The sequence below is a fragment of the Natrinema zhouii genome (assembly GCF_013456555.2).
In the GTDB taxonomy this organism is placed as follows: domain Archaea; phylum Halobacteriota; class Halobacteria; order Halobacteriales; family Natrialbaceae; genus Natrinema; species Natrinema zhouii.
Genome location: NZ_CP059154.1, coordinates 3,100,713 through 3,125,931, shown reverse-complemented (window position 1 = coordinate 3,125,931; position 25,219 = coordinate 3,100,713). Strand labels below are relative to the sequence as shown.

General features: G+C 60.6%; 27 protein-coding genes and 1 tRNA gene. 13 read left to right on the top strand and 15 right to left on the bottom strand.

What is annotated here, in order from left to right; genetic code table 11:
- Positions 1-30 precede the first annotated feature (30 nt).
- The 7 genes from HYG81_RS34295 to HYG81_RS34265 are packed head-to-tail and all read right to left on the bottom strand — an operon-like array spanning position 31 to position 8,983.
- Positions 31-699, bottom strand: a complete 669-nt coding sequence (locus HYG81_RS34295) for a DUF7289 family protein (protein ID WP_226375966.1) — start codon at positions 697-699, stop codon at positions 31-33.
- A gap of 59 nt (positions 700-758) precedes the next feature.
- Positions 759-1,241 (bottom strand): DUF7266 family protein, encoded by a 483-nt coding sequence (locus HYG81_RS34290; RefSeq protein WP_180840647.1) that lies wholly within the window; start codon positions 1,239-1,241, stop codon positions 759-761.
- Positions 1,238-1,654, bottom strand: a complete 417-nt coding sequence (locus tag HYG81_RS34285; RefSeq protein ID WP_180840646.1) for a hypothetical protein — start codon at positions 1,652-1,654, stop codon at positions 1,238-1,240. The genes HYG81_RS34290 and HYG81_RS34285 overlap by 4 nt, the downstream gene beginning before the upstream one ends.
- A complete protein-coding gene (locus HYG81_RS34280) occupies positions 1,648-2,274 on the bottom strand; it encodes a DUF7288 family protein (RefSeq protein WP_180840645.1) in 627 nt (208 codons plus the stop codon). The genes HYG81_RS34285 and HYG81_RS34280 overlap by 7 nt, the downstream gene beginning before the upstream one ends.
- 4 nt (positions 2,275-2,278) lie before the next feature.
- Positions 2,279-2,836 carry a DUF7287 family protein gene (locus tag HYG81_RS45790; protein WP_180840644.1) on the bottom strand — a complete coding sequence of 186 codons (558 nt, stop codon included), beginning with the start codon at positions 2,834-2,836 and terminating at the stop codon, positions 2,279-2,281.
- 1 nt (position 2,837) lies between these two features.
- Positions 2,838-4,907, bottom strand: a complete 2,070-nt coding sequence (locus HYG81_RS34270) for a type II secretion system F family protein (protein WP_180840643.1) — start codon at positions 4,905-4,907, stop codon at positions 2,838-2,840.
- Positions 4,904-8,983, bottom strand: a complete 4,080-nt coding sequence (locus HYG81_RS34265) for an ATPase, T2SS/T4P/T4SS family (protein ID WP_180840642.1) — start codon at positions 8,981-8,983, stop codon at positions 4,904-4,906. Before HYG81_RS34265 ends, HYG81_RS34270 begins: the two co-directional genes overlap by 4 nt.
- Before the next feature lie 355 nt (positions 8,984-9,338).
- On the opposite strand from HYG81_RS34265, the gene HYG81_RS34260 reads away from it, so the two are divergent.
- From HYG81_RS34260 to HYG81_RS34230, 7 genes are read left to right on the top strand one after another with little or no spacing between them, the layout of a single operon-like run.
- On the top strand, positions 9,339-10,628 hold the full coding sequence (locus HYG81_RS34260) for an ABC transporter substrate-binding protein (RefSeq protein WP_180840641.1): 1,290 nt from the start codon (positions 9,339-9,341) through the stop codon (positions 10,626-10,628).
- Positions 10,629-10,649: 21 nt separating this feature from the next.
- Complete coding sequence (locus HYG81_RS34255) at positions 10,650-11,558, top strand: branched-chain amino acid ABC transporter permease (protein ID WP_180840640.1); 909 nt, start codon at positions 10,650-10,652, stop codon at positions 11,556-11,558.
- A complete protein-coding gene (locus HYG81_RS34250; RefSeq protein ID WP_180840639.1) occupies positions 11,555-12,742 on the top strand; it encodes a branched-chain amino acid ABC transporter permease in 1,188 nt (395 codons plus the stop codon). The genes HYG81_RS34255 and HYG81_RS34250 overlap by 4 nt, the downstream gene beginning before the upstream one ends.
- Positions 12,739-13,506, top strand: a complete 768-nt coding sequence (locus HYG81_RS34245; protein ID WP_180840638.1) for an ABC transporter ATP-binding protein — start codon at positions 12,739-12,741, stop codon at positions 13,504-13,506. Before HYG81_RS34250 ends, HYG81_RS34245 begins: the two co-directional genes overlap by 4 nt.
- Positions 13,503-14,219, top strand: a complete 717-nt coding sequence (locus tag HYG81_RS34240) for an ABC transporter ATP-binding protein (protein WP_180840637.1) — start codon at positions 13,503-13,505, stop codon at positions 14,217-14,219. Before HYG81_RS34245 ends, HYG81_RS34240 begins: the two co-directional genes overlap by 4 nt.
- 1 nt (position 14,220) lies before the next feature.
- Positions 14,221-15,840, top strand: a complete 1,620-nt coding sequence (locus HYG81_RS34235) for a long-chain fatty acid--CoA ligase (RefSeq protein ID WP_180840636.1) — start codon at positions 14,221-14,223, stop codon at positions 15,838-15,840.
- Positions 15,837-16,604, top strand: a complete 768-nt coding sequence (locus HYG81_RS34230) for an SDR family NAD(P)-dependent oxidoreductase (protein ID WP_180840635.1) — start codon at positions 15,837-15,839, stop codon at positions 16,602-16,604. Before HYG81_RS34235 ends, HYG81_RS34230 begins: the two co-directional genes overlap by 4 nt.
- A 451-nt stretch (positions 16,605-17,055) precedes the next feature.
- Here the strand turns inward: HYG81_RS34230 and HYG81_RS34225 are convergent.
- Positions 17,056-17,128, bottom strand: a tRNA-Arg gene (locus tag HYG81_RS34225).
- A gap of 16 nt (positions 17,129-17,144) precedes the next feature.
- Complete coding sequence (locus tag HYG81_RS34220) at positions 17,145-17,459, bottom strand: twin-arginine translocase TatA/TatE family subunit (RefSeq protein WP_180840634.1); 315 nt, start codon at positions 17,457-17,459, stop codon at positions 17,145-17,147.
- Positions 17,460-17,673: 214 nt separating this feature from the next.
- Here HYG81_RS34220 and HYG81_RS34215 point away from each other — a divergent pair, with 214 nt between their 5' ends.
- Positions 17,674-18,153, top strand: coding sequence for a redoxin domain-containing protein (locus HYG81_RS34215; protein ID WP_180840633.1), 480 nt, complete (start codon positions 17,674-17,676; stop codon positions 18,151-18,153).
- An 82-nt stretch (positions 18,154-18,235) separates the two neighbouring features.
- Positions 18,236-19,051, top strand: a complete 816-nt coding sequence (locus HYG81_RS34210; protein WP_180840632.1) for an HD domain-containing protein — start codon at positions 18,236-18,238, stop codon at positions 19,049-19,051.
- Between the two features lie 297 nt (positions 19,052-19,348).
- Here HYG81_RS34210 and HYG81_RS34205 read toward each other — a convergent pair whose 3' ends face one another.
- Entirely contained in the window at positions 19,349-19,570 is a 222-nt protein-coding gene (locus HYG81_RS34205) for a helix-turn-helix domain-containing protein (RefSeq protein ID WP_180840631.1), read from the bottom strand.
- A 267-nt stretch (positions 19,571-19,837) separates the two neighbouring features.
- On the opposite strand from HYG81_RS34205, the gene HYG81_RS34200 reads away from it, so the two are divergent.
- Positions 19,838-20,032 carry a XapX domain-containing protein gene (locus HYG81_RS34200; protein ID WP_180840630.1) on the top strand — a complete coding sequence of 65 codons (195 nt, stop codon included), beginning with the start codon at positions 19,838-19,840 and terminating at the stop codon, positions 20,030-20,032.
- Between the two features lie 30 nt (positions 20,033-20,062).
- Here HYG81_RS34200 and HYG81_RS34195 read toward each other — a convergent pair whose 3' ends face one another.
- The 5 genes from HYG81_RS34195 to sdhC all read right to left on the bottom strand — a co-directional run bounded on the left by HYG81_RS34195 (position 20,063) and on the right by sdhC (position 23,897).
- Positions 20,063-20,281 (bottom strand): hypothetical protein, encoded by a 219-nt coding sequence (locus tag HYG81_RS34195; RefSeq protein ID WP_180840629.1) that lies wholly within the window; start codon positions 20,279-20,281, stop codon positions 20,063-20,065.
- Positions 20,282-20,379: 98 nt separating this feature from the next.
- Entirely contained in the window at positions 20,380-22,218 is a 1,839-nt protein-coding gene (locus tag HYG81_RS34190; RefSeq protein WP_180840628.1) for an FAD-binding protein, read from the bottom strand.
- Positions 22,219-22,220: 2 nt separating this feature from the next.
- Complete coding sequence (locus HYG81_RS34185; RefSeq protein ID WP_180840627.1) at positions 22,221-23,099, bottom strand: succinate dehydrogenase/fumarate reductase iron-sulfur subunit; 879 nt, start codon at positions 23,097-23,099, stop codon at positions 22,221-22,223.
- A 1-nt stretch (position 23,100) separates the two neighbouring features.
- Positions 23,101-23,466 carry a succinate dehydrogenase/fumarate reductase transmembrane subunit gene (locus tag HYG81_RS34180; RefSeq protein ID WP_180840626.1) on the bottom strand — a complete coding sequence of 122 codons (366 nt, stop codon included), beginning with the start codon at positions 23,464-23,466 and terminating at the stop codon, positions 23,101-23,103.
- Positions 23,466-23,897, bottom strand: a complete 432-nt coding sequence (sdhC, locus tag HYG81_RS34175) for a succinate dehydrogenase, cytochrome b556 subunit (RefSeq protein ID WP_180840625.1) — start codon at positions 23,895-23,897, stop codon at positions 23,466-23,468. The genes HYG81_RS34180 and sdhC overlap by 1 nt, the downstream gene beginning before the upstream one ends.
- A gap of 156 nt (positions 23,898-24,053) precedes the next feature.
- Here sdhC and HYG81_RS34170 point away from each other — a divergent pair, with 156 nt between their 5' ends.
- The 3 genes from HYG81_RS34170 to HYG81_RS34160 are packed head-to-tail and all read left to right on the top strand — an operon-like array spanning position 24,054 to position 25,136.
- The gene (locus tag HYG81_RS34170; RefSeq protein ID WP_180840624.1) at positions 24,054-24,206 is read left to right on the top strand and encodes a hypothetical protein; all 153 of its coding nucleotides are present in this window, start codon (positions 24,054-24,056) and stop codon (positions 24,204-24,206) included.
- Entirely contained in the window at positions 24,199-24,546 is a 348-nt protein-coding gene (locus tag HYG81_RS34165; RefSeq protein WP_180840623.1) for a hypothetical protein, read from the top strand. Before HYG81_RS34170 ends, HYG81_RS34165 begins: the two co-directional genes overlap by 8 nt.
- On the top strand, positions 24,543-25,136 hold the full coding sequence (locus tag HYG81_RS34160; protein ID WP_180840622.1) for a hypothetical protein: 594 nt from the start codon (positions 24,543-24,545) through the stop codon (positions 25,134-25,136). Before HYG81_RS34165 ends, HYG81_RS34160 begins: the two co-directional genes overlap by 4 nt.
- The last annotated feature ends 83 nt before the right edge of the window (positions 25,137-25,219 follow it).

Genomic DNA, 25,219 nt, shown 5'->3' with positions numbered 1-25,219 from the left:
ATCGAATGTGATTTCCGGGGACTGCTTTGGTCAATATTCGATATCGACCGTGACAATTGTGACGACGGCTCGATCAGCTTCGCACGTCCACTTGTCGTCGCTATTATACACATCGTTCCATGCGCCCTCGTAGCTCGAGTCCGTGTTGGCTGTGACAGTAACGGTATCAATATTGTCGTAGACGGTTCGATTCCGATCAGTTTCAGTCATCGTCACGCCGAGTCCACCGCTGCTCTGTATCGACCGCTTTTCCGAGGCGACTTTTATGAGAGAGATGATCGCTACTCCGTTGTCTTCTCGGCATGCAAGTGAGGGGCGTTTGAGAACGACACTTCCCTCCCCATCAGACCGGAAGACACCACCACCTTCGTATGCGATCGTGTCCGATCCGGATTGGTATGCGAATGTACCGAGGTTAGTGTCGTGAAGGGAGACACCATTCTTGTCCTCAATAGTGACGTCCGTCCCACTGTTGCCGGTTGTGATTGTCCCCTCTCGAAGCGAGAGTTCACCGTACCGTTGTTCGATTCCATCGTGTCGGAGTACGTCGTCGAAATTATCCGAGAGTGAAATCATCGCTCGCTCGGCGTTTTGCAGTTGCTCGCCCTCTTGGTAGTCGGTCATCGCCTGTATTCCGAACGTCGACAACAACGCGACGGAACCGATTATCGTCGCGAACACGAGCATGAACGCGATCATATCTGATACGGCACGGTCGTTATCCGTCTGTTTAGTGGTCGTTCTATTTCGGCTCGAGATCATTGGCTTCCCTCCGTGATCGAAATATCCCCGTTACTGTTATACTGTATCTCGATGGTCCCGCCAGTGGCTTCTCCCTTGAGATCTGCATCGGTCTCGATTGGAACGTAAACAACGGCACTAGCGCTGTGTGCTGTCAGTTTCAGACAATCCGTATTTGTAGATGGGGCGATCAACGGAGCGTCACAGCTCGATTCTAACTCGACAGTGTACCTCGAACTCGCAGCCCGCCGTGGATGTTTGACAGTAGCATTGACGGTCGTGTTTGCATCTCCAATTTGATCCACGTTCCTGATTTCGTCGGCGAGCCGTTCGCCGATCGTCTCGAGTGACTCCTCCGCGCTGTGATCCGACTCTGTCTCCAGCATCGTACTGGCACTCGTCAATAACATGGCGATGAGGATCGTCGTGATCCCGATCGTGAGGACGTGTGTGACGGAGATCGACACCCCCCGATCTCGGTCGGAACGGGATCTGATCATGAGCCCCTCGTCAGGCAGTCACCCTCTCTGATCATTCGTTTCTGTTCGTAACTAATGCCGTTCGAATCGTAGGTGATCGTGATATTCGTGCTCTCTAGACTCGGGTCCTTCCCAACGCTGATATTTACAGCGGTCGTCGTCGACTCAGTCGTTGCGTTTCGGTAGGCGTTGTTGAAAGCCGTGATGTTTTCCTCGATATTCTCGTTGCCTCTCGCAAGGACGCAGGCGATACCCTGTTCGATTTCGAGTTCGGTAACCGTGGCGTCGGCCGCACTTTGGCCTGACGAACCCGACGAGAGGGTTTCGGTGTAGAGAACTCCGTTGAAGACGACGACAATCCCGAGAATGATGAATGCGAGAGTGATCGCCCCGATTAGGATTACCTGTCCGCGACTCCGGTCGTCGGTTACCATACGACTACCCTCACTTCGACTACGTTGTACACCGGTCCATTGCTATCATCGATATCGTCTATTGCCGCTTCTGTCGAATCATCATCGTTAATAACGGAAAGTTCTCGCTTATCGCTTCCAGTTGCATTCTGATCGCTATACAGCGTGACAGTATAACTCGCCGTCACGGCACTCGAGGATGGATTCCCCTGATAGACGAGTTCGTGTGTCTTCTCGTTGTCGTTCTGGGGATGGAGTTCGACGTTGTAGCTCCATCCCTCTCCGAATCGGCCCTCTAAAATGGCACCCAATTTAAACTCGTCTTTGAAATAGTCCTCGCTCATGTCGTAGGTCGAATCGTCAGCCCCTTCGAATCCACCGGTCTCGTCCCAGTGACGGACCATGTACGAGAGGCTCCTTGCTTCGTCCTCCTCAGCCGTTGCGGCGACGACCAGTGCGTCCTGTGTCTCCTGTTGAATTTGGGCCTGGACCGACCGATCAGCTAATCCGCCCGTCGACGGCGTAATCACGGCCGACTGTAGCGCGAACAGGACGGCCATCAACACGACCATCGCACCGATGAAGCCCTCGAGGGTGTAGGCCTGTCCGCGGTCGGTATCAGTAGTCTGTTTTTGAGTCATCGAATCACCACACTCTCACTATGAGTCTGCAGGCTGGTGTACAGGTATCTGGGCTGTTTACCGTGACAATTCGCGCAGCGCTCGCTGCCGGTTGATCTGAATAGTGTTCACCACCAGCCAACTTCTCTCCATTGGCGTCAGTGACGGGCACGCTACCGTTTATCGAGACAACACTTACGTTGACATTGTCGTACACGGTATCGTCACTACCAGGACCATTCGCTCGCAATCCGAGTTGGGCAGCTAGGTTTGTACCGGTATAGTTCTCATTGAAGTCTGAACTGTCGAGTTCGTTCGGCGTGTCAGTCGAAACATTGTGGACGATTCGGTCCACGATTCGATCCGCCTGTGCCGTCTCGGCCCCACTAACTGACGAGTCAAACGGCGTCACGATCGATGGGAGAAACGAGAAGACGAATGCGATCGCTAACAGAAAGACGCCGATTCCGATGGCGAAGTCCTGTGTCGTCTGGCCCCGCTCGGCCAACGAGATACTGATGGTTCGTGGCCGCCGCACTCGAGTCCGTCCCTCTTTCCGTTCGTCCGTTCTGTTCTCGATCATATTAGGCCACCAGCATCCAGCCGATGAGTGCGATCGACGACAGTGCGACCGCGTACTTCAACCCGCTCAGCAAGTCCGCGTCCCGGATATACCCGCAGATGAACCCGGAGATGATCGCCTGCAGCGTCACCGCGTGGAAGAACAACACCGACAGCATGTCGACGTCGATGTTCTCGCTGAGGTTGGCCCCTTCCATTCCGCTTCCTCCGCCGGCGCTGGCACTGGCCTCGGAACCGCCACCGCCGGCGTTGAGCCCCGCCATCGTATCGATGAACTGCGTCTTGAGGATCGCGATCACCGCCAGCACTGTCATGAACGTCATGATGATGATTACGATCTGCATGCGAGTCCGGGACTTCCGTTCGCGTTCAATATCGTCGTGGTTCTCGCTCGCAGTGGCGGCCGTCCGAAGCACGTCCGAGATCTGGTTCGACGCTTCCTGCGCTTCGGTGATCAGTCGTGTCGTCCGGGCGAGTCGCGGGATGTGGTACTTGTTGTTGAACTCGATGAGCGCCTCCTTCAGGCTCATTCCGTAGTTGACCTTCGTGTGCATCATCTCGAACTCGCGAGCCAGCTTGCCGTTCGTGGTATCGGAGACGGACTTGAGCGACTCGAGTAGGGTCAGTCCGGTATCGTTCGAACTCGAGAGCTTCCGCAGGTCTTCGGAGAGCTTGTTGACGACGGAGTTTCGGTGTCTGACGTTCCACTCGCGGAAGATCGAGAGCGGGATCGCCGTGATATAGAGGGGCAAATAGACGTAGATGAACGTTCCCCAGATCGGCCTATCGAGCATCCCCTGCCAGGAAGTGGGAGCCGACCCGTTTACCATGGCCGTCACGACGATGACCAGGACCATGGGAACGGTCAGCGCAAGGGTTACCAGCGGATTGTCTCGGAAGAAGAGGTGGGGCTTCCGCAGGACTTCCATCGTCTCGTAGGTCCCCTCGCGGTTCTTGACCCGATCGAAGATGCTGTGCTCGCCGGTGAACTGCTCGACGAGTCCGAGGCTCAGCAATCCGCCTTCCTGGCCCGTTTCGGTCCGCTGTTCGGTGTTCCCCATCGAGAGAAAGCCATCACCGGGTTCGTCGTGTTTGACCGTCGAGACGAGGACGAGGAAGCCGACGCCGATCATCGGAATTAGCCCGTAGACGACCATGTAGAGCATCTGGTCCGTCACGGTCGCGTTGGGAATCATCTTCATGACGACCATAATGATGATCAACAGGAGCGGGAACAGCGACAGCGTCATGTACATCTCACCGAACAGCTCGAGCGTCTCGAGGGTGAGTTCCTGTTCCTGCTTTGCGGTCCGCATGTGCTTTTCCTTCTTGTCCTCGAGGAAGCTCTCGATGTCGCCGCCGCTGTTGACGATCGAGAGCATGTCAGTCAGGAACTGAGAGAGGTCGTCGCTGGGCGTCTGAAGCGCCTGTTTCCGGATCGCCGTTCGGTAGTCGATGTCGAAGTACTCGGTCTCCTTGACGATGCTCTGGAACTCCTTTGCGACCTCACCGTAGGTATCGTCGGCTTGCGCCATCGCCTCGATGATCTCGAGTTGATTCAGGCCGCCGACCGACAGGGCGTACATGAACGAGACCGAGTCGGTCAACAGCATGTTGATCTCGCGCTTACGGGTCGAGGCGCGCGAGTAGGGGATCGCGACCATCGAACCGAACCCGATCGCGAAGCCGATCGAGCCGAACACCAACCCGGTAAAGAAGACGACAGCCGGGATGCGAAGTAGTTCGATGAGCTCGAGGAGGAGCCCGTGACCGACCGGAATGCCGATGAGCGCTTCGTTCGAGAGGAGGCCGATCGCGAAGACGCCGTAGCCGAGCATCAGGCCGACCAGCCAGAGACTCAGGCCGCTGATGAATCCGATCCCGAGCGCTCTCGAGAGGTAGAGTTCGACCGTATCGCTCATTCGAGCCTGTGCGAGTTTCGTCTCGACGTCGGCGACGAACTCGCTGTCGTCGCCAAACAGGCGATCGTACAGGGGGTAGAACCGGTCACCTAGCGCGTCGGAACTGGCTGACATACTCGAGCCGCCACTGTCGTCAGTTTGCAGGCTCATGCGTCGCCGTCCTCGTCGGTTTCGTCCGTCGCAGCATCGTCCTCGTCGGTTTCGTCGTCAAAGATCCCGGTGTTACCGTCCGTCGATTCGCGGTCAGTGTCGGTCTGGTCGTCCCTGAAGATCGATCCCTCGTCGCTCGTCTCGCTGCCGTCGAACAGGGATCCATCGTCATCGTCGGTTACGTCTTCGTCGTCGCCGAAGATGGAGTCAGCCCCGCCGTCGAATATCGACTCTCCCTCGTCGGTATCGGCAGCTTCAGTGTCGGTGTTGGCTTCGGTATCGGCCGCGACTTCGTCGGCCGATGCCGAGTCGTCGGTCACCGTCTCGGTGGAAGCAGACTGTGTCTCACTCGTCGAATCGTCCGCTTCCGCTCCCGTGCTGTTGGTCGCATCGTCCGTCATGCTATCCGGTGGATCCGACGTGTCGTCATCGACATCGATCGTCGGCGGTTCGACGACGGGATCCCCTGCTGGCTGGTCGTCGCGATCCGAACGCCGTTCGTCTGCACTATCGGCCGCCGTCTCGTTGCTGGCTCCGGCATCCGTTACCAGTGGCTCGGTACTCGCCTCATCCCGATCTGAGCTCGACTCGCGGTCGACATCGATCGTGGGCGTCTCCGGCTCATCCCCGGTGCTCGAATCTGCGCTACTCGAGGCTGGGGAACCGCCGGTGTCGGCAGCGGCCGCCGAGGCCGAGTCTGGCTCCTCGTCGGACTGCGTACCGGATTCGCTCGGTGCTCCGCCGTCGGACGACTCCGGATCGAAGATCGAATCGAGGTCGTCTTCCGGGAACATCGAATCGAAGCCGGACGTATCCGGCTGGCTGGTCGTCGGCTCCTCGCTGCGCTCCGCTCGATCGACGTCCGGATTGCCGAGTTCGTCGATCGTCTTCCCCATATCGTCGAACAGTCCGCCCAGATCGCCGTCCTCGGCGTCGTCTGTCGGAAGTACCGTCGATGCGTTTTGGGCCGAGTTCGCTCCATCACCGTTCGATCCCGCAGCTGGACTCGAGGCCGCCGACCGGTCCGCTGTCGTCTCCATTTCTTCGCGGCCCGTCGGCTCAGCGTCAGTGGCCGCAGCCCCGGTTTTCGATTCGGTATCGGCCGCAGTCGGAGGCTGTGAACCGCTACTCGAGGAGGCGGCGCCACTGGACTCGTCGGCTGTCGGTGCCGGCTCTATCGCGGTCGAACTATCGCCGGCGTGGGTGTGGGACGCGTCGTCTGACGCACTCGCATTAGCGGTAGTCGCTCCACCGGTCGCGGCATCGGCAGCGCTTGCGGCAGTCTCGTCGCTGTCACTGTTACCGCCGATGGCGAACCCTGTGTCTTCGCTGAGCCATGCCGGTTCGTCGCTGCCGTCGTCGCCCTCGACGGCGAACGCCGACGAACTGTCGCCGAGTTCCCATCGGTCTTCGTCGACCGTTTCGTCGACAGCACCGGCGAAGTCGAACTCCTCGCTATCGGCACTGTCGACCTCGATCGTGCTCTCTTCCTCGACGTCGCCGAGGGCGCTCGCGAGGCCGCTCGGGACCTTCCCGCGGTACTCCTCGAACAGCGACTCCTCGGCTCGCTCGAGAATGTCCATCGAGAGGTTGTACGTCTCGCTGGTCGCATCGGGTCGCGGGACGAGTTCCTCTTTCTCCGGGTCGACGTCGATCAGAACGCTCTCCATCTCCCGGAGGTCCTCGAGGCTGTCCTCGAGTTGACCGTTCGCGATGAGCGTGAGGATCGTCTCGGGATCGTTGACGAACGCTTGCACCGTTGCGGCGACCTGTGCGTACGTGTTCAGTCCGTTCTTGATGAGATAGGCGAGGATGACTTCTCGCTGGAACAGCTCCTCCTGGAGTTTCTCCATGCTCCAGCCGCGATCGAACTGAATCTCATCCAGAGTATTCGAGTCCCCCATCTTGAGGTACTCGTCGGTTTCGGCCTGCCACTGGTAGACGTCCTGAACGTTGATCTCGTCGTGTTCCGCCTCGTAATGGTTGATCTCGGTCAGCGACTTGTTCCGGCGAACCTTGTTCCCCTGTACCCGGGTCTGGGTCTGGATCGAGACCAGATCCAGCGCCGTGAACATCGTTTTCGAGACGTTGATCGGGTCCGTCGTGAACCGCTTGAGGACCTCGTCGACGGAGTCGGCGTGGAAGGTGGTGTAGGTGGTGTGACCGGTCGACATGACCTGAAACAGCGTTCGCCCTTCCTCACCGCGGATCTCACCCATGACGATGTAGTCGGGCCGCTGTCGCAGTGCGGCCTCGAGCAGGTCGAACTCGTCGACGTCGCCCTGTTCGTCGTCGGTGAACGATGGGCGGGTGACGCTGGCGATCCAGTTTCGCTGGGGGAGTTCAACCTCGCGGGTGTCCTCGATCGAGACGATCTTCGCGCTCGAGGGGATAAACAGCGAGACGGCGTTCAGCGAGGTCGTCTTCCCGGAGGCGGTCCCCCCGGCGAAGATCAGGCTCTTGTGATTCTCGATGGCGAGCCAGAGGAACGCCATCTCGTCGAGCGAGAAGGTGTTCCAGTTGATGAGGTCGATCGGGGTGAAGGGGACGTCTTTGAACTGGCGGATGGTGTAGTTCGTCCCGTGTGCGGACACTTCCTTCCCGAGCGTGAGCTGTGCACGCGAGCCGTCGGGCAGCGTCGCGTCGACCTGCGGCAGCCGCTTACTGATTCCTTTCCCCGAGCGCTGGGCGAGTTTGACGACGAAGTCGTCGAGTTCGTCCTCGCCGTGGTAGATGTTCGAAATGATCTGTTCGTACTCGGAGTGGTAGACGAAGACCGGCGAGTTGTAGCCGTCGACGGAGATGTCCTCGACGTTGATGTCGTGTTTGATGCCGTCGATGCGCTCGTAGCCGATGAAGTCTCGCTTGAGCAGGTAGAGGAGCTTCTCGACCTGATACTCGCTCATCGTGTCCGGATCGTCCTCGAGAATCGCGGGCTCGGGCCGCACTTCGATTCCCTCGAGTTGACTCGGGCCGTCGTCGGTCTCCGCGTCTTCCTCGTCGTCATCGAGGAGTCCCCGGAGCGTCTCGAGGATCCCTTCCGATGTCTCGCCGGAGGTCGCCTCGAAGAGATCGTATCGCTCGAGGAGCCGTCGCGTTTCGTCGTCGATGACCGTCCGTCGGCCGTCCTCGGTCGATTGTTCCTTGATGCCGTCTTCGGAGTACTTGATTGCCGTCCTGAGTTTGCCCGAGAGGAACTCCTTGAGTTCGTCCTCGATCTCGTTCTGGTACGGCTCGATCATGTAGTACTTCTTCTCGTTTTCCTTCTCCGAGTGGAAGATGATAACGTAGGCGTAGGGTTTGTTCACCCAGTAGCGCTCGAGTTCGCGGAAGTGGGTCTTCTTCTCGAGGGGCACTGCCTTCTCGAGATCGTATCGGTTGGCGACGGTGGTATTGCCCGCGGTCGTCGAGAAGAACTCGTCTTCCTCGATCTCTTCTTGCACGTTGACGGTCCGTTCCTCGACGATATCGTCCAGTTCCAGCGCGGCGTCGTTGCCGGCCGCGAGACGCCCCTCTATCGTGTCGGGATCGAAACCGAGCGCGTCCTCCTCGTCGTGGCGGACGATCTCCCCGGCACCGTCGCGTGGGCGACTCCCGTCGTCCTCGTAGTAGTACTCCCACTTGTAGTGCTCCCAGGTCCAGGTGTCCTTGACGACCGGCGTCGTTTCGGGGTCGGCGTACTCGCAGAAAATCTCCCAGAGCGCGTCCGCGTTGTCGCCGGCGATCGGCAACAGGGTGTCCTCGAGGGCGTCCGGGTGATGGCCGAGATACGCTTCCGGATCGAACTCGACCCGATTCCAGTCGTCACCGCTCGGAACCGTCGTCCCGATGTCCTCGTCGGTATCGAGCCCGAGTTGATTATCCGCGGGATTGGGATCGTCCGGATACAGGACGGATACCTCGTCGCCATGTCCGTGTTCGTCCATGAACTCTTCCCACGTGTATTCTCCAACGCGGATGGCCGAGTTCGATCTCGGCTCCGACTCGTGGGCCCGCTCGTCCTCCGACGCAGGATCGGACGCCTCCCCCTCGGAGAAGTCCCCGGCATCCGACTGGTCGGCCTCGTCAATAGCCATTGCAGCTATCCAAACAGTCACCCCTCAAAAAATTCATCCACCCATTACCAGTTCTGATAATTCTGAATGCGGTCATTTCCGTTCAATTCTAGCGCCCTCTTCCAAGATCTTCCTTCTCAGTTGATACTAGTTTCGACGGTGGGCTTGCTCCGGCCCTCACTGGTCAATATGGCACAATTATAACCAGACACATAACACCGCGGATTATGCGTATAATGTTGAGGAATGTAGGATGGAAGAGTGATATCTGGTTCGAATAGCTGTAACTCATATCAAAACACATCTGAATTTATACATTATATTTATATATATACCTTGGCCACTTGGGGTGTGGTCAATCGTGGTTGGAAGTAACATGGAACAAGGGAAAGACGGTGTCATACAGCAAAGCAGTCGAAGCGGGTACAGACGGCGTACCTTCCTTAAAACGGCGACAGCCGGTGCAGCTCTCGCATCGATCGCCGGCTGTATGGGTGGTGGCAGCAGCGGCGTCACGCTGGGAGCGATGAACATCATGTCTGGCTTCGCCTCGCTGTACGGGGATGAAGCCGAGCGTGGATACGACCTCGCCGCTCAGGAGATTAACGATGACGGCGGTATCGACGGCGACGATGTCGAGGTGATCCTCCGTGATACGGAGGCGGACTCCGGCACGGCGAGGGACCAGATGATTAGTCTGATCGAGGAAGAAAGCGTCGACGGGCTAGTGGGACTCGACAGCAGCGGCGTCGCGAAGAACCTCGCACCGCTGATCAGACAGAACCAGATCCCGTTGATGATCACCCACGCAGGGACTCCGTTTGTTACCTCTCCGGAGGGCGAACACGAGGAGTCAGTCGGTAATGACTACGTCTACCGGTGTTCCAACACCGTCGCCCACGATATGTATGGTGCCGCCCAGACCGCTTCAGAGCTCGACGCGACCGACTGGGCGACGATCGGCCCCAACTACGCGTTCGGAACCGAAACCTGGAACTACTTCCAGGCGTTCATGAACGGGTTCGACGTTGACGCCACGTTCGAAACCGAACAGTTCCCCGAACTCGAGACGAACGACTACTCGCCGTTCATTAGCTCGATCCTAGATGCGGATCCGGACGCCGTTATCACGCCGCTGTGGGGATCGGACCTGACAACGTTCCTCGGACAGGCCGAGGACTCCGGCTGGTTCGATCAGATCGACCACACGCTGTTCAGCGTCGGGATGGGGACGGACCTGCCCTCCGATGGAAGTCCGCTCCCCGAAGGAGAATGGGCCTCGACCCGCTACGACCCCTTCGTCCCCGACATCGAGGAGAACCAGACGTTCCGGGAGACCTATATAGAGGAGTATGATACTCTGCCGACGTACAACGCGGAGGGTGCCTACCGGGCCGTCTACCTGTACAAGAACGCTATCGAAGAAGGCGGCAGCGTAAACGCTGACGACCTCATCGATCAGTTTTCCGGGATGCAACACACGGGACCGGTCGGGGAGTACGAGTTCACCGAGAACAATCAGGCCTCCGTCGCCTCCATCTGGGGCGAGGTCAGTTACTCTGACGAGCACGAGAGTAATGTGCTCGAGCCGGTCAACAGGTACGAGGCCGCACCGTCGGACGTCCGGAGCGCGCTCGAGGGCTCGGACCTGCCCGCGGGCCTGTAAGACTGATTGCAATCATTTATAATGGACCCAGTAAACATATTTCCGCTCCTCGGCCTGGGGGGCGTCGGGTTAGGGGATATCGTTATCGGGTTGAGCCTCGGGAGTCGACTGTTCCTGATCGCCGTTGGATTGAGCCTGATCTTCGGCGTGCTCGGCGTGCTCAACTTTGCACACGGTGCGCTCTATATGCTCGGCGCGTACTTCGCCCTGAGCTTCTCAACGAACGTGATCGGCAACTTCTGGCTGGCGCTCGTCGTCGGCGCGATTGCGGTCGGGGTCGTTGGCGCGGCCATCGAGGTGGTAACGATCCGGCCGTTGTACGAACGCGCCGAGAGCGACCTCGACCAGTTGATCGTTACGTTCGGGTTCGTCCTCATTACTCACGAGGTTGTTCGGTTCGTCTGGGGATCGCAACCGTACTCGACGGACGCCCCGGGCCTCCTCGACTTCTCCGTGTCGATCGGTGGCAGTCAGTTCACCGCCTATCGGTTGTTCGTCATCGTGGCGGCGGCTGCGGTGATGGTCGGCCTCTGGCTGTTCATCAAACGGACGTACTTCGGCTCGCTGGTGCGAGGAACCTCTTCGGACCGCGAGATGGCGTCGATGCTCGGCGTCGACGTGCCGCGGCTGTATACCGCGGTCTTCTTCACAGGGAGCCTCCTCGCGGGACTCGGCGGTGCCCTCGCGGCCCCGATGCAGTCGATCGGTCCCAGTCTGGGCGAGGCGGTCATCATTGACGCGTTTATCATCGTTGTCATCGGTGGCCTTGGTTCGCTGTCGGGCGCGTTCGTCGGTGCGATGTTCGTGGGGATGATGCAGAGCATCGTTCCCCAATTCTTCGATGCCGGCAGTATCGCAGTGCCGTTCCTCGCCATGGTTATCGTGTTACTGATCAAACCGGAAGGACTGTTCGGAGGGATCGGTGAATGAGTACGCAATCGGACGGCCTCGTCGGTCGGATCGGTACGTTCGGTCGCCAGGCAGTCAGCAACGGCTGGACGACCGAACGGTTCGTGCTGCTCGGCCTGCTCGGCCTCGTACTCGTCTCCTTCGGGCCGCCGTTCCAGGTCTACCTCTTCACCGAGTTCCTGATTATCGCGCTGTTCGCCGTCGCGTTCAATCTGCTGTACGGTTACACCGGGTTACTCTCGTTCGGTCACGCGATGTTCTTTGGGGCCGGTGCCTACGGGCTCGCGATCGTGATGCGAGATTACCAGACGGCGATAGCCGATGTCGTCGGTACTGGCGTCGCGCCGCTAGCCACGTTCGTCGTCGGCGGAGTCGTCGGCGTATCGCTGGCCCTCGTGATCGCTATCCCCGTTGGCTACCTCAGCGTCCGCCTCGAGGAGATCTACTTCGCACTGATCACCCTCGCCTTCGGGATGCTGTTTTACTCGCTGCTCCTCCAGGATCCCTACGGACTCACCAACGGCTCCGACGGGGTCTTCGTGTTGCTCGGGATGGTCGAACTCGGCGGGACGGAGTTCAGATTGAGCGGCCGCCGGACGTACTACTACCTCACGGCGGCGGTCGTCACGCTCTCGATCTACGGCATTTGGCGGATCGTTAACTCGCCGTTCGGAACGGTCTGTAAGGCGCTCCGTGAGAGCCCCGATCGGGCCGCGGCGCTGGGGGTCAACGTCTCCGTCCACCGATGGATGACTTTCATCGTCTCGGCGCTGTTCGTCGCGATCGCCGGCGTGTTGATCGCTGGCTTCTCGAGCGTTGCGACGCCCAACGAAGCCCACTGGTCGATGAGCGCAACGCCCGTTGTCGCGACCGTCATCGGCGGTGCCGGCTACTTCGGCGGCCCGATCGTCGGTGCGTTCCTCTACCACTATGTTCGCTGGGGGATCAGTCGGTTCCCGGCGCTCGAGGCCTACTGGGAGTTGTTCTTCGGGATCATGCTCATCGTCGTCGTCCTCTATTTCAAGCAGGGGGCAGCTGGCGGACTGGCAATGCTTCGCATGTGGCTGCAAGACGTGAAGGCGGCCCACGATACGGGTGGCGCGAGCGCTGCGACGGCATTCGTCCGCAAATCGATCAGTCAGAAACTCGGTAACGCGATGTCCCGGGATAGCGGCCGGTCCGACGACGGAGGTATAGATCGATGACCACCGTCCTCCGCACCGAGGACCTCCGCAAGCAGTTCGGGGACCTGATCGCTACCGACGATGTCAGCCTCGCGTTCGACGACGAGGAGGTCACCAGCATCATCGGCCCCAACGGAGCCGGGAAGACGACGTTCTACAACCTGTTGACCGGCGTCTTGCAGCCGACTAGTGGGGAAATCTGGCTCCGCAAGGACGGCGAAATGAGCGAGATTACCGACGCGGAGCCCCACGAAGTCGCACGGAGTGGACTCTCCCGTTCCTACCAGATTACAAATATTTTCGAGGGTCTGACAGTCCGTGAGAACCTGCAGGTCGCACGCATCACCCACGAGGGTCGCACGTTCGACATGCGGTCGCGTCCGGACGCCGACGAGGAACTCAATCAGGAGATCGACGAGCTGATGGAACTCACCAATCTGACGGAACTCGCCGAAGTTCAGTGTGACACGCTGAGCCACGGCGAGAAACGCAACGTCGAGATCGCGCTGGCGCTTGCGATCGAGCCAACGGTGTTCCTGTTGGACGAGCCGACCGCGGGGATGAACCCGACCGAAACGGAGGAAATCGTCTCGCTCATTCAGGAACTGAATCGAGACATCGACGCGACGTTCATCGTCACCGAACACGACATGGACGTCGTCACCGATATCTCCGATCGGATCGTTGTCCTCGCCGAGGGCGCAGTGCTGGCCGACGGTGACCCACAGGACGTACTGAGCGACGAACGAGTGACCGAAGCCTACCTCGGAAGTGAGACCGTATGACCGTTCTCGAAATCGACGACATCGACACCTATTACGGAAACAGTCACATCCTCCACGACGTCTCGCTGGACCTCGCGGAGGGAGAAGTCGTTGCACTGCTCGGGCGTAACGGGGCCGGGAAGACGACGACCATGCGATCGATCATGGGCGTCACCCCGCCCCAACGCGGCAGTATCAGGTATCGCGGCGAGGAACTCGTGGGGAAATCACCGGACGAGATCAACGAACTCGGGCTCAATCTGGTTCCCGAGGACCGTCGAGTATTCCCGACGCTGACCGTCCACGAGAATATCGTCCTCGCACACAAACTCGCGGACGACCCTCGACCCGTCGAGGAGATGTACGATCTGTTCCCGGTCCTCGACGATCTCCGGTCGAACAACGGTCAGAACCTGAGCGGCGGCGAACAGCAGATGCTTTCGGTCGCCCGCGCACTGATCCAGCGGCCGTCGACGCTGCTACTTGACGAACCGACCGAGGGACTCGCTCCGGTCATCGTCGACGACCTCCGAGAGATGCTTCAGGATGTCGTCGACCAAAACGTGACCGTCTTGCTCTCCGAGCAGAATGTCAACTTCGCGTTCGACCTCGCGACCCGGGGCTACGTTATCGACACCGGCTCGATCGTCTTCGAGGGCTCCATCGAGGATATCCGCGAGCGAGACGACTTGCTCGAGAAGTATCTTGCCGTCTCTCCGGAGGAGGTGGCCTGAGATGACCGACCTGACGATCCGGCCGTTCTTCTGGCGGCCGACCCACCTCTTCACGGAGACCCGACTGGTCTCTCGAACGCACGACGGCATCGTCGAGAGTTCCTACGGCGAGTTCGGCGAGCGCGTCCGATCGCTGCTCGCGGCGCTCGCCGACCGTGGCTTCGGCCACGGGGATCGAATCGGGACGTTCGGCTGGAACCACCACCGACACCTCGAGACGTACTACGCCGCACCCCTCTCGGGCGCGCAGTTACACACGATTAACGCCCAACTTGGAGACGAGGACATCGTCTACATCGTCGACGATGCGGCCGACGATATCCTGTTTGTCGATCCGGGAGAGCCGTTCGAGACGATTGAGCGGCTCTGGGCGGAGCTCCCCGTCGAGCAGGTCGTCGTGATGGACGAGACGGTGCCCGACACCGAGGTCAACGCCGTTGCCTACGAGGACCTCATCGCTGAGTACGACCCGATTCCGGAGGACGAGATGCCCGACCTCGAGGAGGACTACCCCGCGGGGATGTGCTACACCTCCGGCACGACCGGCCGGCCGAAGGGCGTCGAGTACACACACAAGATGATCTATGCCCACGCGATGATGGTGATGACGCCGGCCGGACTCGACATCAGCGAGCGCGACGTCGTCATGCCCGTCGTGCCGATGTTCCACGTCAACTCCTGGGAGTTCCCCTACGCCGCGACGATGGCCGGTGCGGCGCAGGTCTACCCCGGTCCGTCACCGAGCGCGGCGGACCTGCTCGAGTTAATCGAGCGCGAGGGCGTCACCATGACCGCCGGCGTTCCCACGGTCTGGATAAATCTCCTCAAACATGTCGATGAACACGGCGGCGACCTCTCCTCTCTCGAGCGGATCGTCGTCGGAGGCAGCGCCGCGCCCGAGGAGATGATACGCCGCTACGACGAGGAATTCGATGTCACCGTCGAACACGCCTGGGGAATGACCGAGACGATGAGCATCGGTTCGGTCTCCCGGCCGAAGTCCCGCATGGCCGACTGGGACCCGAGCCGGAAGTACGAGAAACGCCGCAAACAGGGCCTGCTCTCCCCCGGCCTTGAGATGCGCGTCGTTGACGACGCGGGCGAGGAAGTCCCGTGGGACGGTGAGTCGGCCGGCGAACTGTGGATCCGCGGGCCGACGGTCATCACGGAGTACTACAACCGCCCGCGGGCCGACGAGGAGGACTTCGAGGACGGGTGGCTGAAAACGGGCGATATCATTTCCGTCGACGAGGACGGCTACATCGAGATCGTCGACCGCGCGAAAGACGTCATCAAGAGCGGCGGCGAGTGGATTTCCTCGATCGCACTCGAGAACGCGCTGATGGCGAACCCCGACGTGATTGAGTCCGCGGTGATCGGCGTCCCCCACGAGAAGTGGCAGGAACGCCCGCTTGCGACCGTCGTCACCGCCGAAGACGCCGACCTCGCCGAGGACGAGTTACACGGCCACCTCCAGGAAACGCTCGAGCAGCCCGACTGGTGGCTCCCCGACGAGATCCGCGTCGTTGAGCGGATCCCCAAGACGGCGACCGGAAAATTCGACAAGCAGGGCCTACGCGAAAAGCTTGACGTGGGCGACAGCGAAACGGAGAACCGATGAGCGAGTTATTCGATCTCGACGGCCGAGTTGCAGTGGTAACGGGCGGCGGACGCGGTATCGGACGCGCCATTGCGACCGAACTGGCGGATGCGGGAGCAGCGGTCGTTCCGAGCGCGCGGTCGACGGACGAGATCGAGGCCGTCGCCGCGGAAATCGAAGAGACGGGCGGCGATGCGCTTGCCGTCCCCGCAAACGTCACCGACCCGAACGATGTCAGCGACGTCATCGAGCGAACCGTGGAGGCGTTCGGCGGCGTCGACATCGTGGTCAACAACGCCGGCTTCAATCCCGACGACGCCCTCGGCCGGCCGGAGGACGTCGACACCGCGGATCTCGACCGCGTCATGGACGTCAACCTGAACGGTGCCTACGAGGTCACGCGAACGGCAGCGGACCACCTCCTCGAGAGCGATGGCGGCTCCGTGATCAACGTCGCGAGCGTGGGTGGACTGGTCGGGCTGCCGCGCCAGCATCCCTACGTCGCCTCGAAACACGGACTCGTCGGACTCACGAAGAGCATGTCACTGGACTGGGCTCCCGAGGTGAGGGTCAACGCCGTCGCGCCCGGCTACGTCTCGACGGAACTCACCGCGGCGCTCGAGGAAAACGATCGGTTGCGCCAGTCGATCATCGATCGCACGCCGCTGGATCGGTTCGCCGAACCCGACGAAATCGCCGGCCCGGTCGTCTTTCTCGCGAGCGAGGCCGCGAGTTACATGACCGGCTCCGTGCTCGCGGCCGACGGCGGCTGGACGGCCCGATAGCACGCGACCGCGACGGAGATATGGCTGCCTCGAGCGGGCCGGGAACGACGGACAGAAGCAGCGCGACCTCGAGCCGCTGACCCGAATCCAGCGATCAGAACCGAGAGCAACGGACGGTGCACTGACGCCCTGCTCGCGGTAGTCGGTTCCCCGTTACAGTTCGGGTACGCCACTCCGCATGTCTGTCGTTCACATGGCACGATAGTCTAGGAGCACCGCACGCGACCGACGGGTTAGAACGGGGCGAGACTGCAACTGTCGTCAGCCGCTCGAGCGACCATCGTCGTTCGGTCGTGATCATTTTCCTGTGTTCGTTGACTGGGCCTCAAGTCCGGTTATAAACAGGCGTGGCGGGATTCGAACCACGGTCGGACGTGCTTGCTTCGCTGCGCACGACCTCCCTGGTTCGAACTCCGGGTCCGTCCGCTCCTCATATCCGTTCGTTGCAGGACGGGCGTGACGGGATTCGAACCCGCGATCAGAAGGTTAGGAACCTCCTGCCCTCTCCGCTAGGCCACACGCCCCGGCGTGAAAAGAACGTTAGTTGGTTTCCGTTTCGGTTTCAGCGTCGGTAGCCGTCTCCTCTTCGGAGGTCACAGGCTCCGTGTCAACGAACTCTTCGTCTTCCTCGAGGTCGTTCTCGTTGACGTTCCCGCTCCCGTCACGCATTTCTTCGAGTTCCGTTTCAACTTTCTCGCGGCCCTTCTGGAACTCTCCCATCGCCTCACCGGTCGACCGTGCCAGCTTCGGAATCTTGTTCGCTCCGAAGAGCAAGACTGCGATGATGAGGATGATTGCGAGTTCCGGAGGCCCCATGCCGCCGGGGATGAACAGCGGTGCAATTTCGGCTACCATCTCTATGCGTGGCTTACCCGCTGGCAATTATAACCTTTTTGGACCACTTAGGTAAACAAGACACCGCGACAGTCCGTCTGAGGACGAGATCCGTCGGGAATGATATTTTTTCACAATGGCTGGAGGCGGACACCGCCCGAGTTCACGCGCCATCTGCTCTCAGACCGTTCCGCGAACGAAACTGTCTTTCCCGCTTGCACACTAGTGTCGAGCGATGGTAACCACCGGCGATACCGCACCCGACTTCACCGCACCGCTCGCAAACGGCGACATCGAGGAGTTCACGCTCTCCGAGCGCCTCGAGGACGAAGCACCGATCGTCCTCGCGTTCTTCCCCGGCGCGTTCACCGGTGTCTGTACAACCGAGATGTGTACGTTCCAGGACCGCCTGGCCGCGTTCAACAATCTCGACGCCACCGTCTACGGCGTCAGCCGCGACTCGCCGTTCACGCTCAACGAGTTCCGCGAGCAGAACGGCCTCGAGTTCGGCCTCATCAGCGACTACAACAAGGAGATCATCGACGACTACGAAATCCCGATGGACTTCGCCGATCTGGGCGTCTACGGCGTCGCCAAGCGCTCGGTGTTCGTCGTCGACGCCGACGGCGAAATCGCCTACTCATGGGTCAGCGACGACCCCGGCGTCGAACCCGACTACGACGAGGTCGAAGCCGCCGTCGAGAACCTGTCCTAACGCCGCATCGAGAACCCGCCTCGAGAACCGTTCGATCCGCAACTGTCGCAGGGCTTTTTTAGCCCGCAACCGACGTACAGCTATGAGCGATTCTCCCGCCGACGAGGATTCCCGCCGCGTCTACTTTCCCGACAACGATCACAACTTTCCCGACGAGAAACTGAACACCGTTCTCGAGTTCATCGATAGCGACGAAGAGATCACCGCCTACCTCGAGGCCCAGAACGTCAACGCAGTCGACCGGATGCAGTACAACGATCACGGCTCGAAACACATCGAGATCGTCCGCAACCGGGCGCTGTGTCTGTACGACCTGCTCAAGGCAGGCGACGTCGACTTCAACGGCGCGCGCCAGCAGGGACTGGCCGAGGAGGACGAATCGGTTATCATCGCGCTCGCGGCGACGATCCACGACGTCGGCCACGTCGTCCACCGCGACAGTCACGCCTACTACTCGATTCCGCTGGCGGCGGACATCCTCGACCGCGTCCTCCCCGAGTTCTACGGCGTCGGCGACACCGTCCGGATGAAAGGCGAGATCCTCCACGCGATCCTCTGTCACCACACCGCGGAAACGCCGCTGACCACCGAAGCAGGTGTTATCCGCGTCGCCGACGCCCTCGACATGGAGAGCGGTCGCTCCCGGATCCCCTACGAGTACGGCGGCCGGGGAATTAACACCCTCTCGAGCCAGGCAATCAAGCGCGTCTCGCTCCAGTCCGGCGATACCACGCCCGTTATGGTCGAAATCGAGATGACCAACGCCGCCGGCGTCTACCAGGTCGACAACCTGCTGAAGGCCAAACTCGAGGACTCCGGTCTCGAGGATCAGATCCGGATCGTCGCGCTCAACACGAACGAGAACCACGAGCAGTTGGTCGAGCGAATCGAGCTATAAAACGAAGTTTTACGCTGTCGTTCGGAAGACGCTTCGCGTCTTCCGTGATGACGAGAGGCGCTTTGCGCCTCTCGAACCACGTGCGGTCGCTTCGCGACCGCACTCGGTAAAAATTCGATTAAAAGCACTCCTCCTTCCGTTCCGAGCGCTTCGCGCTCTCCACATCAGTCGTCGGCCCGCTCGCGCCTTCGGCGCTCGCGGTGAGTAACAGGAAATAGCCTACCCTCCCCCGGGTCGCGAGTTCCTCGCAACGCTCGGAACTCGCTCCCGGCCACTCAACTTGCTCGGTTCCTTGTTTCAGGCGAGTTCGAATCGTCCGTCCGCTCGCTCGAGATACCCGCGATCCCGAAGCGTTCCGGTGATCGAGAGGACCGTCCCTTTCGTGACCGCGAGGTCGTCACAGAGGTCTTCGGCGGTCGCGCCGCCGCTCGAGGCGAGATACAGGTAGACGAGCTTCGCTCGAGCGGAATCGAGATCGGTCGGAATCGAGACGTTCGGGGTCGTCGCTGACTGGCTCATATATCCACTACTGTATTTCGACGATAATAAACTCTCTCTACAACAATTGTCGAAAACACGGCGACTCGACTACCGTTACACCTCGTTGATATGCGGAATATGGATCCTCGAAATCCGCTGTGATCGCGGCTCAGCCGCTCGATCGACTACTCTTGGGTATAGGTAATCGTCGTAATCGGTCAGCTGTGACAACCGGTCGCAGGAACGTCGCATCCGATACATTCAGACGGACCGCTTTTGTGGACGCACTCGCGACTAATAGGAACGATGTCGACGCAACTCACTTTCCTCGCGCTCCTGACCGGGTTGTTGACCGGTGCACTGTTTCGGTTTCTCAATATACCGATCCCGGCCCCACCGGAGCTTCCCGGAATCATGGGCATCATCGGGATTTATCTCGGATACAAAGTCATCGAACACGTCGACGTTGGCATCGACCTTCTCGAGACGCTGGGACTGTAGTCGCGCGGACGAGTGCATACCGTTCGGCGATCAGGACGATTCGAGTGCCACTGAAATCTTCGCGAGTCCCCAAACTAGGAGCAGAATACTAGCGGGCACGAGAATTACAACGGCGAACGGCGACAGGACGTTCTGAACGATACTGAGTACAAATTCGGGCAGAAGAGAACCCAAAAACAGGTAGCCAATAATAATAAGCAGAAGCCCGATGGTGACGTTTAGTCGAGTCTCGATCCGATCCTCGTTCATATTTATTCTTCAGAATATGTGTATATAAAGCCTTCTGCCCGTGAATAAGAGTGTAAACGCCCGCCATCCGCCGATCGAAACCCGTTGTGGACGAGGGCTCAGTAGCTACGTTCCTTCGGCTCGTAGGTCTTGTTCTCGCCCTCGAGGATGACCGGGCGATAGAAGATCGAGGGTTCACCCTCGTCCCACGAGATGAGCGTGTGTTTGAGCCAGTTCTCGTCGTCGCGGATCTGGTTCTCCTGGCGCCAGTGGGCACCGCGGAACTCGTTTCGAACGAGCGCGCCGAGCGCGATCGACTCGGCGACGTCGATCAGGTTCCGCGTCTCGATCGTCTGCTGGAGGTCCGTGTTGAACGTCCGCGAGGGGTCGTCGACGTAGACGTCCTGATACTCCTGACGGCACTCGCGGATGGCCTTCAGCGCCTTCTTGACACCTTCCTCGGTCCGGAAGACGTTGACGTTGTCCGTCATGGCCTTCTGGAGCTTCGCGCGGATCTCGGCGTGCTGAACGCCGTCGTCCTTGTTCATCAGGCGGTCGACACGTTCGCGGGCCGTCTCGACGGTCCGCTCAAGGACGCCCTCGGCGTCGGCGGTGATCCCGCCGTCCGCTGCGACGCCACCAGTGGTGTCCAGTCCCGCCTCACCGGGCTGGACCGGCAGGTCGGCGTCGGTTTCGTCCTCGACGTCGTCGCCGTACCCGGTCCGGATCTGGGGCTCGCCGAGGTCGTCGCCGGCGGCGTGGCGGCCGGCGCGCTTGCCGAAGACGATCAGTTCCGGCAGGGCGTTCCCGCCCAGTCGGTTGCCGCCGTGGACGGAGACGCAGGCACACTCGCCGGCAGCGTAGAGACCGCTCACGCAGGTCTGGCCGTTCTCGTCGACCTCGATGCCGCCCATCGCGTAGTGCTGGCCGGGCTTGACCGGCATCGGCTCGACGAGGCCGTCGACGCCCTCGAAGTCCTCTGCGAGGTGCAGAATGTTCTCGAGGCGGTCCATGATGCGCTCCTCGCCGAGGTGGCGCATGTCGAGATGGACGTACTCGTCCTCGACGCCGCGGCCTTCGTTGACTTCGGTCAGTTCGGCACGCGCGACGACGTCCCGCGAGGCGAGTTCGCCGGAGTTGTTCGCGTAGCCGTGCTCGAACATGAACCGTTCGCCCTCGTTGTTGTAGAGGATGCCACCTTCGCCGCGGACACCCTCGGAGATCAGCACGCCGGTTGAGGGCAGCGAAGTCGGGTGGAACTGGATGAACTCCATGTCCTCGAGCGGTGCGCCAGCACGGTACGCCATCGCGTGGCCGTCGCCGGTACAGGAGACGGCGTTGGTGGTGTGATCGAAGGCCTGTCCGGGGCCGCCGGTCGCGAGGACGACGCCCTGATTCGCTTTGAAGCCTTCAATCTTGCCGGACTGGACGTCGTAGCCGACGACGCCGTGACACTCGCGGTCGTTCGGGTCCGGCTCGTCGGTCGTCGCGAGGTTCATCACGTACCACTCGTCGTAGACCTGAATGCCCCGTTTGACGACCTGCTCGTACATCGTGTGCAGCAGGTGGTGGCCGGTCTCCGCGCCGGCGTAGGTCGTTCGCGGATACGAGAGTCCGCCGAACGGCCGCTGGGAGACCCGACCGTCCTCTTCGCGGGAGAACGGCATCCCCCAGTGCTCTAGGTTAATCGTCTCTTCGGGGGCGTCCTGAGCGAGGGTCTCGACCGCGGGCGCGTCGCCGAGGTAGTCCGACCCCTTCATCGTGTCGTAGGCGTGAAGCTCCCAGTCGTCGCCCTCCTGGAGCGCCGCGTTAATGCCACCCTCTGCCGCGCCGGTGTGGCTACGGACGGGGTGGAGCTTCGAAACCATCGCCACGTCGGCTCCTGCTTCGTGCGCTGCGACCGCGGCTCGGAGGCCGGCGCCGCCGGCGCCAACCACGATGACGTCGTGTTCGTACATAGTTACCAGAACTTCAGGTTCTTCTTGACTGCTTCCCGCTTGAGCTCCTGAATGTGCTCGGTGAGCGGAATGTCCTTCGGACACACCTCGGTACAGGAGAACTGGGTCTGGCACCGCCAGACGCCGTGTTCCTGCTCGAGAATGCGGAGTCGGTGCTCTTTGATCTGCTCGTCTTCGCGGTCGTCCATCGCGAACTTGTAGGCCTTGTTGATCGCCGCGGGGCCCAGATACTCGTTGTCGCCGGCCGCGATGTTACACGAGGACATGCACGCGCCACACCAGATACACCGCGAGGACATCTTGATCTTCTCGCGGTTTTCCGGGCTCTGGCGCTGCTCTTCGAGGTCGTCGACCGCGGGCGTATCCCCGTCCTGGAAGTACGGCTCAACCGTGTGCATCTGGTCGTAGAAGTGGTCCATGTCGACGACCAGATCCTTGACGACCTCCTGGTGGGGTAGCGGCTCGATACGAACCGGCTGGTCGAGGTCGGAGATCTGGGTCTTGCAGCCGAGTCGCTGCCGTCCGTTGACGAAGAACGCGTCGGAGCCACAGACGGCCTGCCGACAGGAGTGTCGGAACGTCAGCGACGAATCGTACTCGTCGCGGGCGTACATGACTGCGTCGAGGACGGTCATCCCCTTCTCGAAGGGGACGTGGAAGTCGTCGAATCGGGGTTCCTGTTTCCCCTCGACTTCGGGGTCGTAGCGGAACACCTTGATGAGGACCGTCTCCCCCTCGAGTTCGGCCTTCTTTTCGGAATGTTCGTCGACCATTCCGTCGTCTTTGTCATCGAGTCGCCGCTCCTGGGGCGACTCCGCGCCTTTCATCTCCGGGTCTTCCGGTGCTTCCTGGCTCTCGGGTTCGGCCTGTTGCGTGCTCATATTAGATCATGCCTCTCATTGTGAGTGCGACGTAGATTCCCTGTGCGACGAGCGCGGTGCCGGCGATTACCAGCACCGCCAGCACGACCTTCTTCTGCGTCCCCTTGAGGCCCTGATTGACCAGCGCGTTGTAGACGCCGTTGACGCCGTGGAACGCGGCGGTGATCAGGAACAGCACCATCGTGAGGAAGTAACCGATGTTCTGCATTCGGGCTTCGGTGCCCATGAAGGTTACCTCGTACGCGTGGTTGACGAAGTGCAAGAGGAAGAAGTGGAAGGCGAGAACGACGACGAGAAACGCCGCCGTGATCCGCTGGAGGAACCAGCCGGTTCCGCCGGGCGTAAAGGAAGAGTATCGTTCCGCCATCAGAGCGACACCCCCGCGAGGAACGTGGGGACGCTGGCGACGGTGATCGCACCCGTCAACACCAGCGAGGCGTAGAAACTCTTGTCCTGTGCCTCGAGTCCGACGCCGAGATCGACCATCAGCAGGCGGATGCCGTTCAGGATGTGGAAGACCGCCACTGCGAGCAGACCGACCTCGAGCAGCCGGACGAGAAACAGCCCTTCGAGACCCTGCAGCGTCGCAGTGTACACGTTGACCGCTTCTCCGTCGACCATTGTCGTTTCGCCCTGTGCGCCACCGATGGAGGTACTCAGCACGGCGATGTGGGTGAACAGGTAGCCGATTAGCACCCACCCAGTGAACTTGTGGAAGATCCACGCCCACATGCCGGCCGAGAACTCCTTCCAGCGACCGAAGTCCTCGACGAGACCGCGATTGTAAGACTGACTCATACGCTCATGTGGTGCGTTAGACCGCGAGGGTATAGAAGTTACTTCTTGGATCCCGAGTCTGCCAGAGAAACCGGCAAACCGGTGCATAGGAAGTAGTCACTCCGACATTTTCCGGCCGACGCATCAATCTGGCGGTCAGATAGGGGGTATCGGGGCATGAGTGCCCAGACTGACGATGGGGACGGCACAACCTGCGGGGCGCTCAGCTGTACGAATGACGCTGACGTCATCATCGATCACCCGAAGTACGGGAAGCGGATCGTCTGTAATGGCTGTACAGGCGGCTACCCGGTGATCCGCCATGTCTGAGGCCGCGGATGTTCGCCCAGAAGATGCCCTCGAGGTCGCCCAGCGAGCGCTGTCGAAGGTTCAGGATCTCGAGGAACGTGTTGCCGAACTCGAGGGGGACGACGGCGAGTCTGTCGACGACGATTACGACTACGACGATCGAGATAGCGCCGTGATCGAACACCTCGTGGCAGGGGAATTCGTCACCGTCTCACAACTCCGCCGCTTGTACCGGCGACATACCGATATCCGGTCCGACGACACGCTGAAAAAGCGCATCCAGGGTCTGGTCGCTGGACCAGACTTCGAGATCGCCGGCGTCGGTGAAATCCGCTACGATCCGGACGGTGATCGCGCATGAGCGACGAGTACGCCGAAGCCCGTCGCGCTGACGAAGCGCTCGACGAGGACGGTGCCAACCAGATGGCTTTCCGGAAGATGATCTACGGGCTCGCCGGCGACGACGTCGACCCGTGCGAGTGCGGTCCAGTCGAGGCCGCCGAACGAGCTATCGATCGCGTCGACGCCCTGGAGGAAGAGAACGAGCAACTCCGCCAGCGCGTCTGCGATCTTCGCGATCAGACGGAGAAGATGAATCGCGGCGCCGAGCTCTACCAGACGGTCGCTCGCAACAGCGCCGCGAAGCGAGATCGACAGGCCGCCCTCGTGCTCAAACATGCGACGAAGGTGACGAGCGCGGCAGGCCGCCAGGAGTACGATGGCAGTCGGATTCAGGACGTCCTTGAGGCAGCCGAGGAGAAGATCCACCGGACAAACACCTACGCCGTGATGGAGAAGGCTGAGCAGCTGGTCGACAATCGTGATCTCTGCCGCGTCCAGAAGGAATCCCGATCGAGTTTGAAGAACACGCGGTTGATCGTGAAGTCGCCGACCGATCTCCCAGAGACGGTCGCCGGCGTCCGGATTCACGAGGGGGTGTTGTCCGGGTGAACACCTGTTGCAGGGGTGTTGCGGTTACACAACACCTCATCAGGGGGGTACCCCCTCCAGGACCGTTCTGAGTACAAGGACGG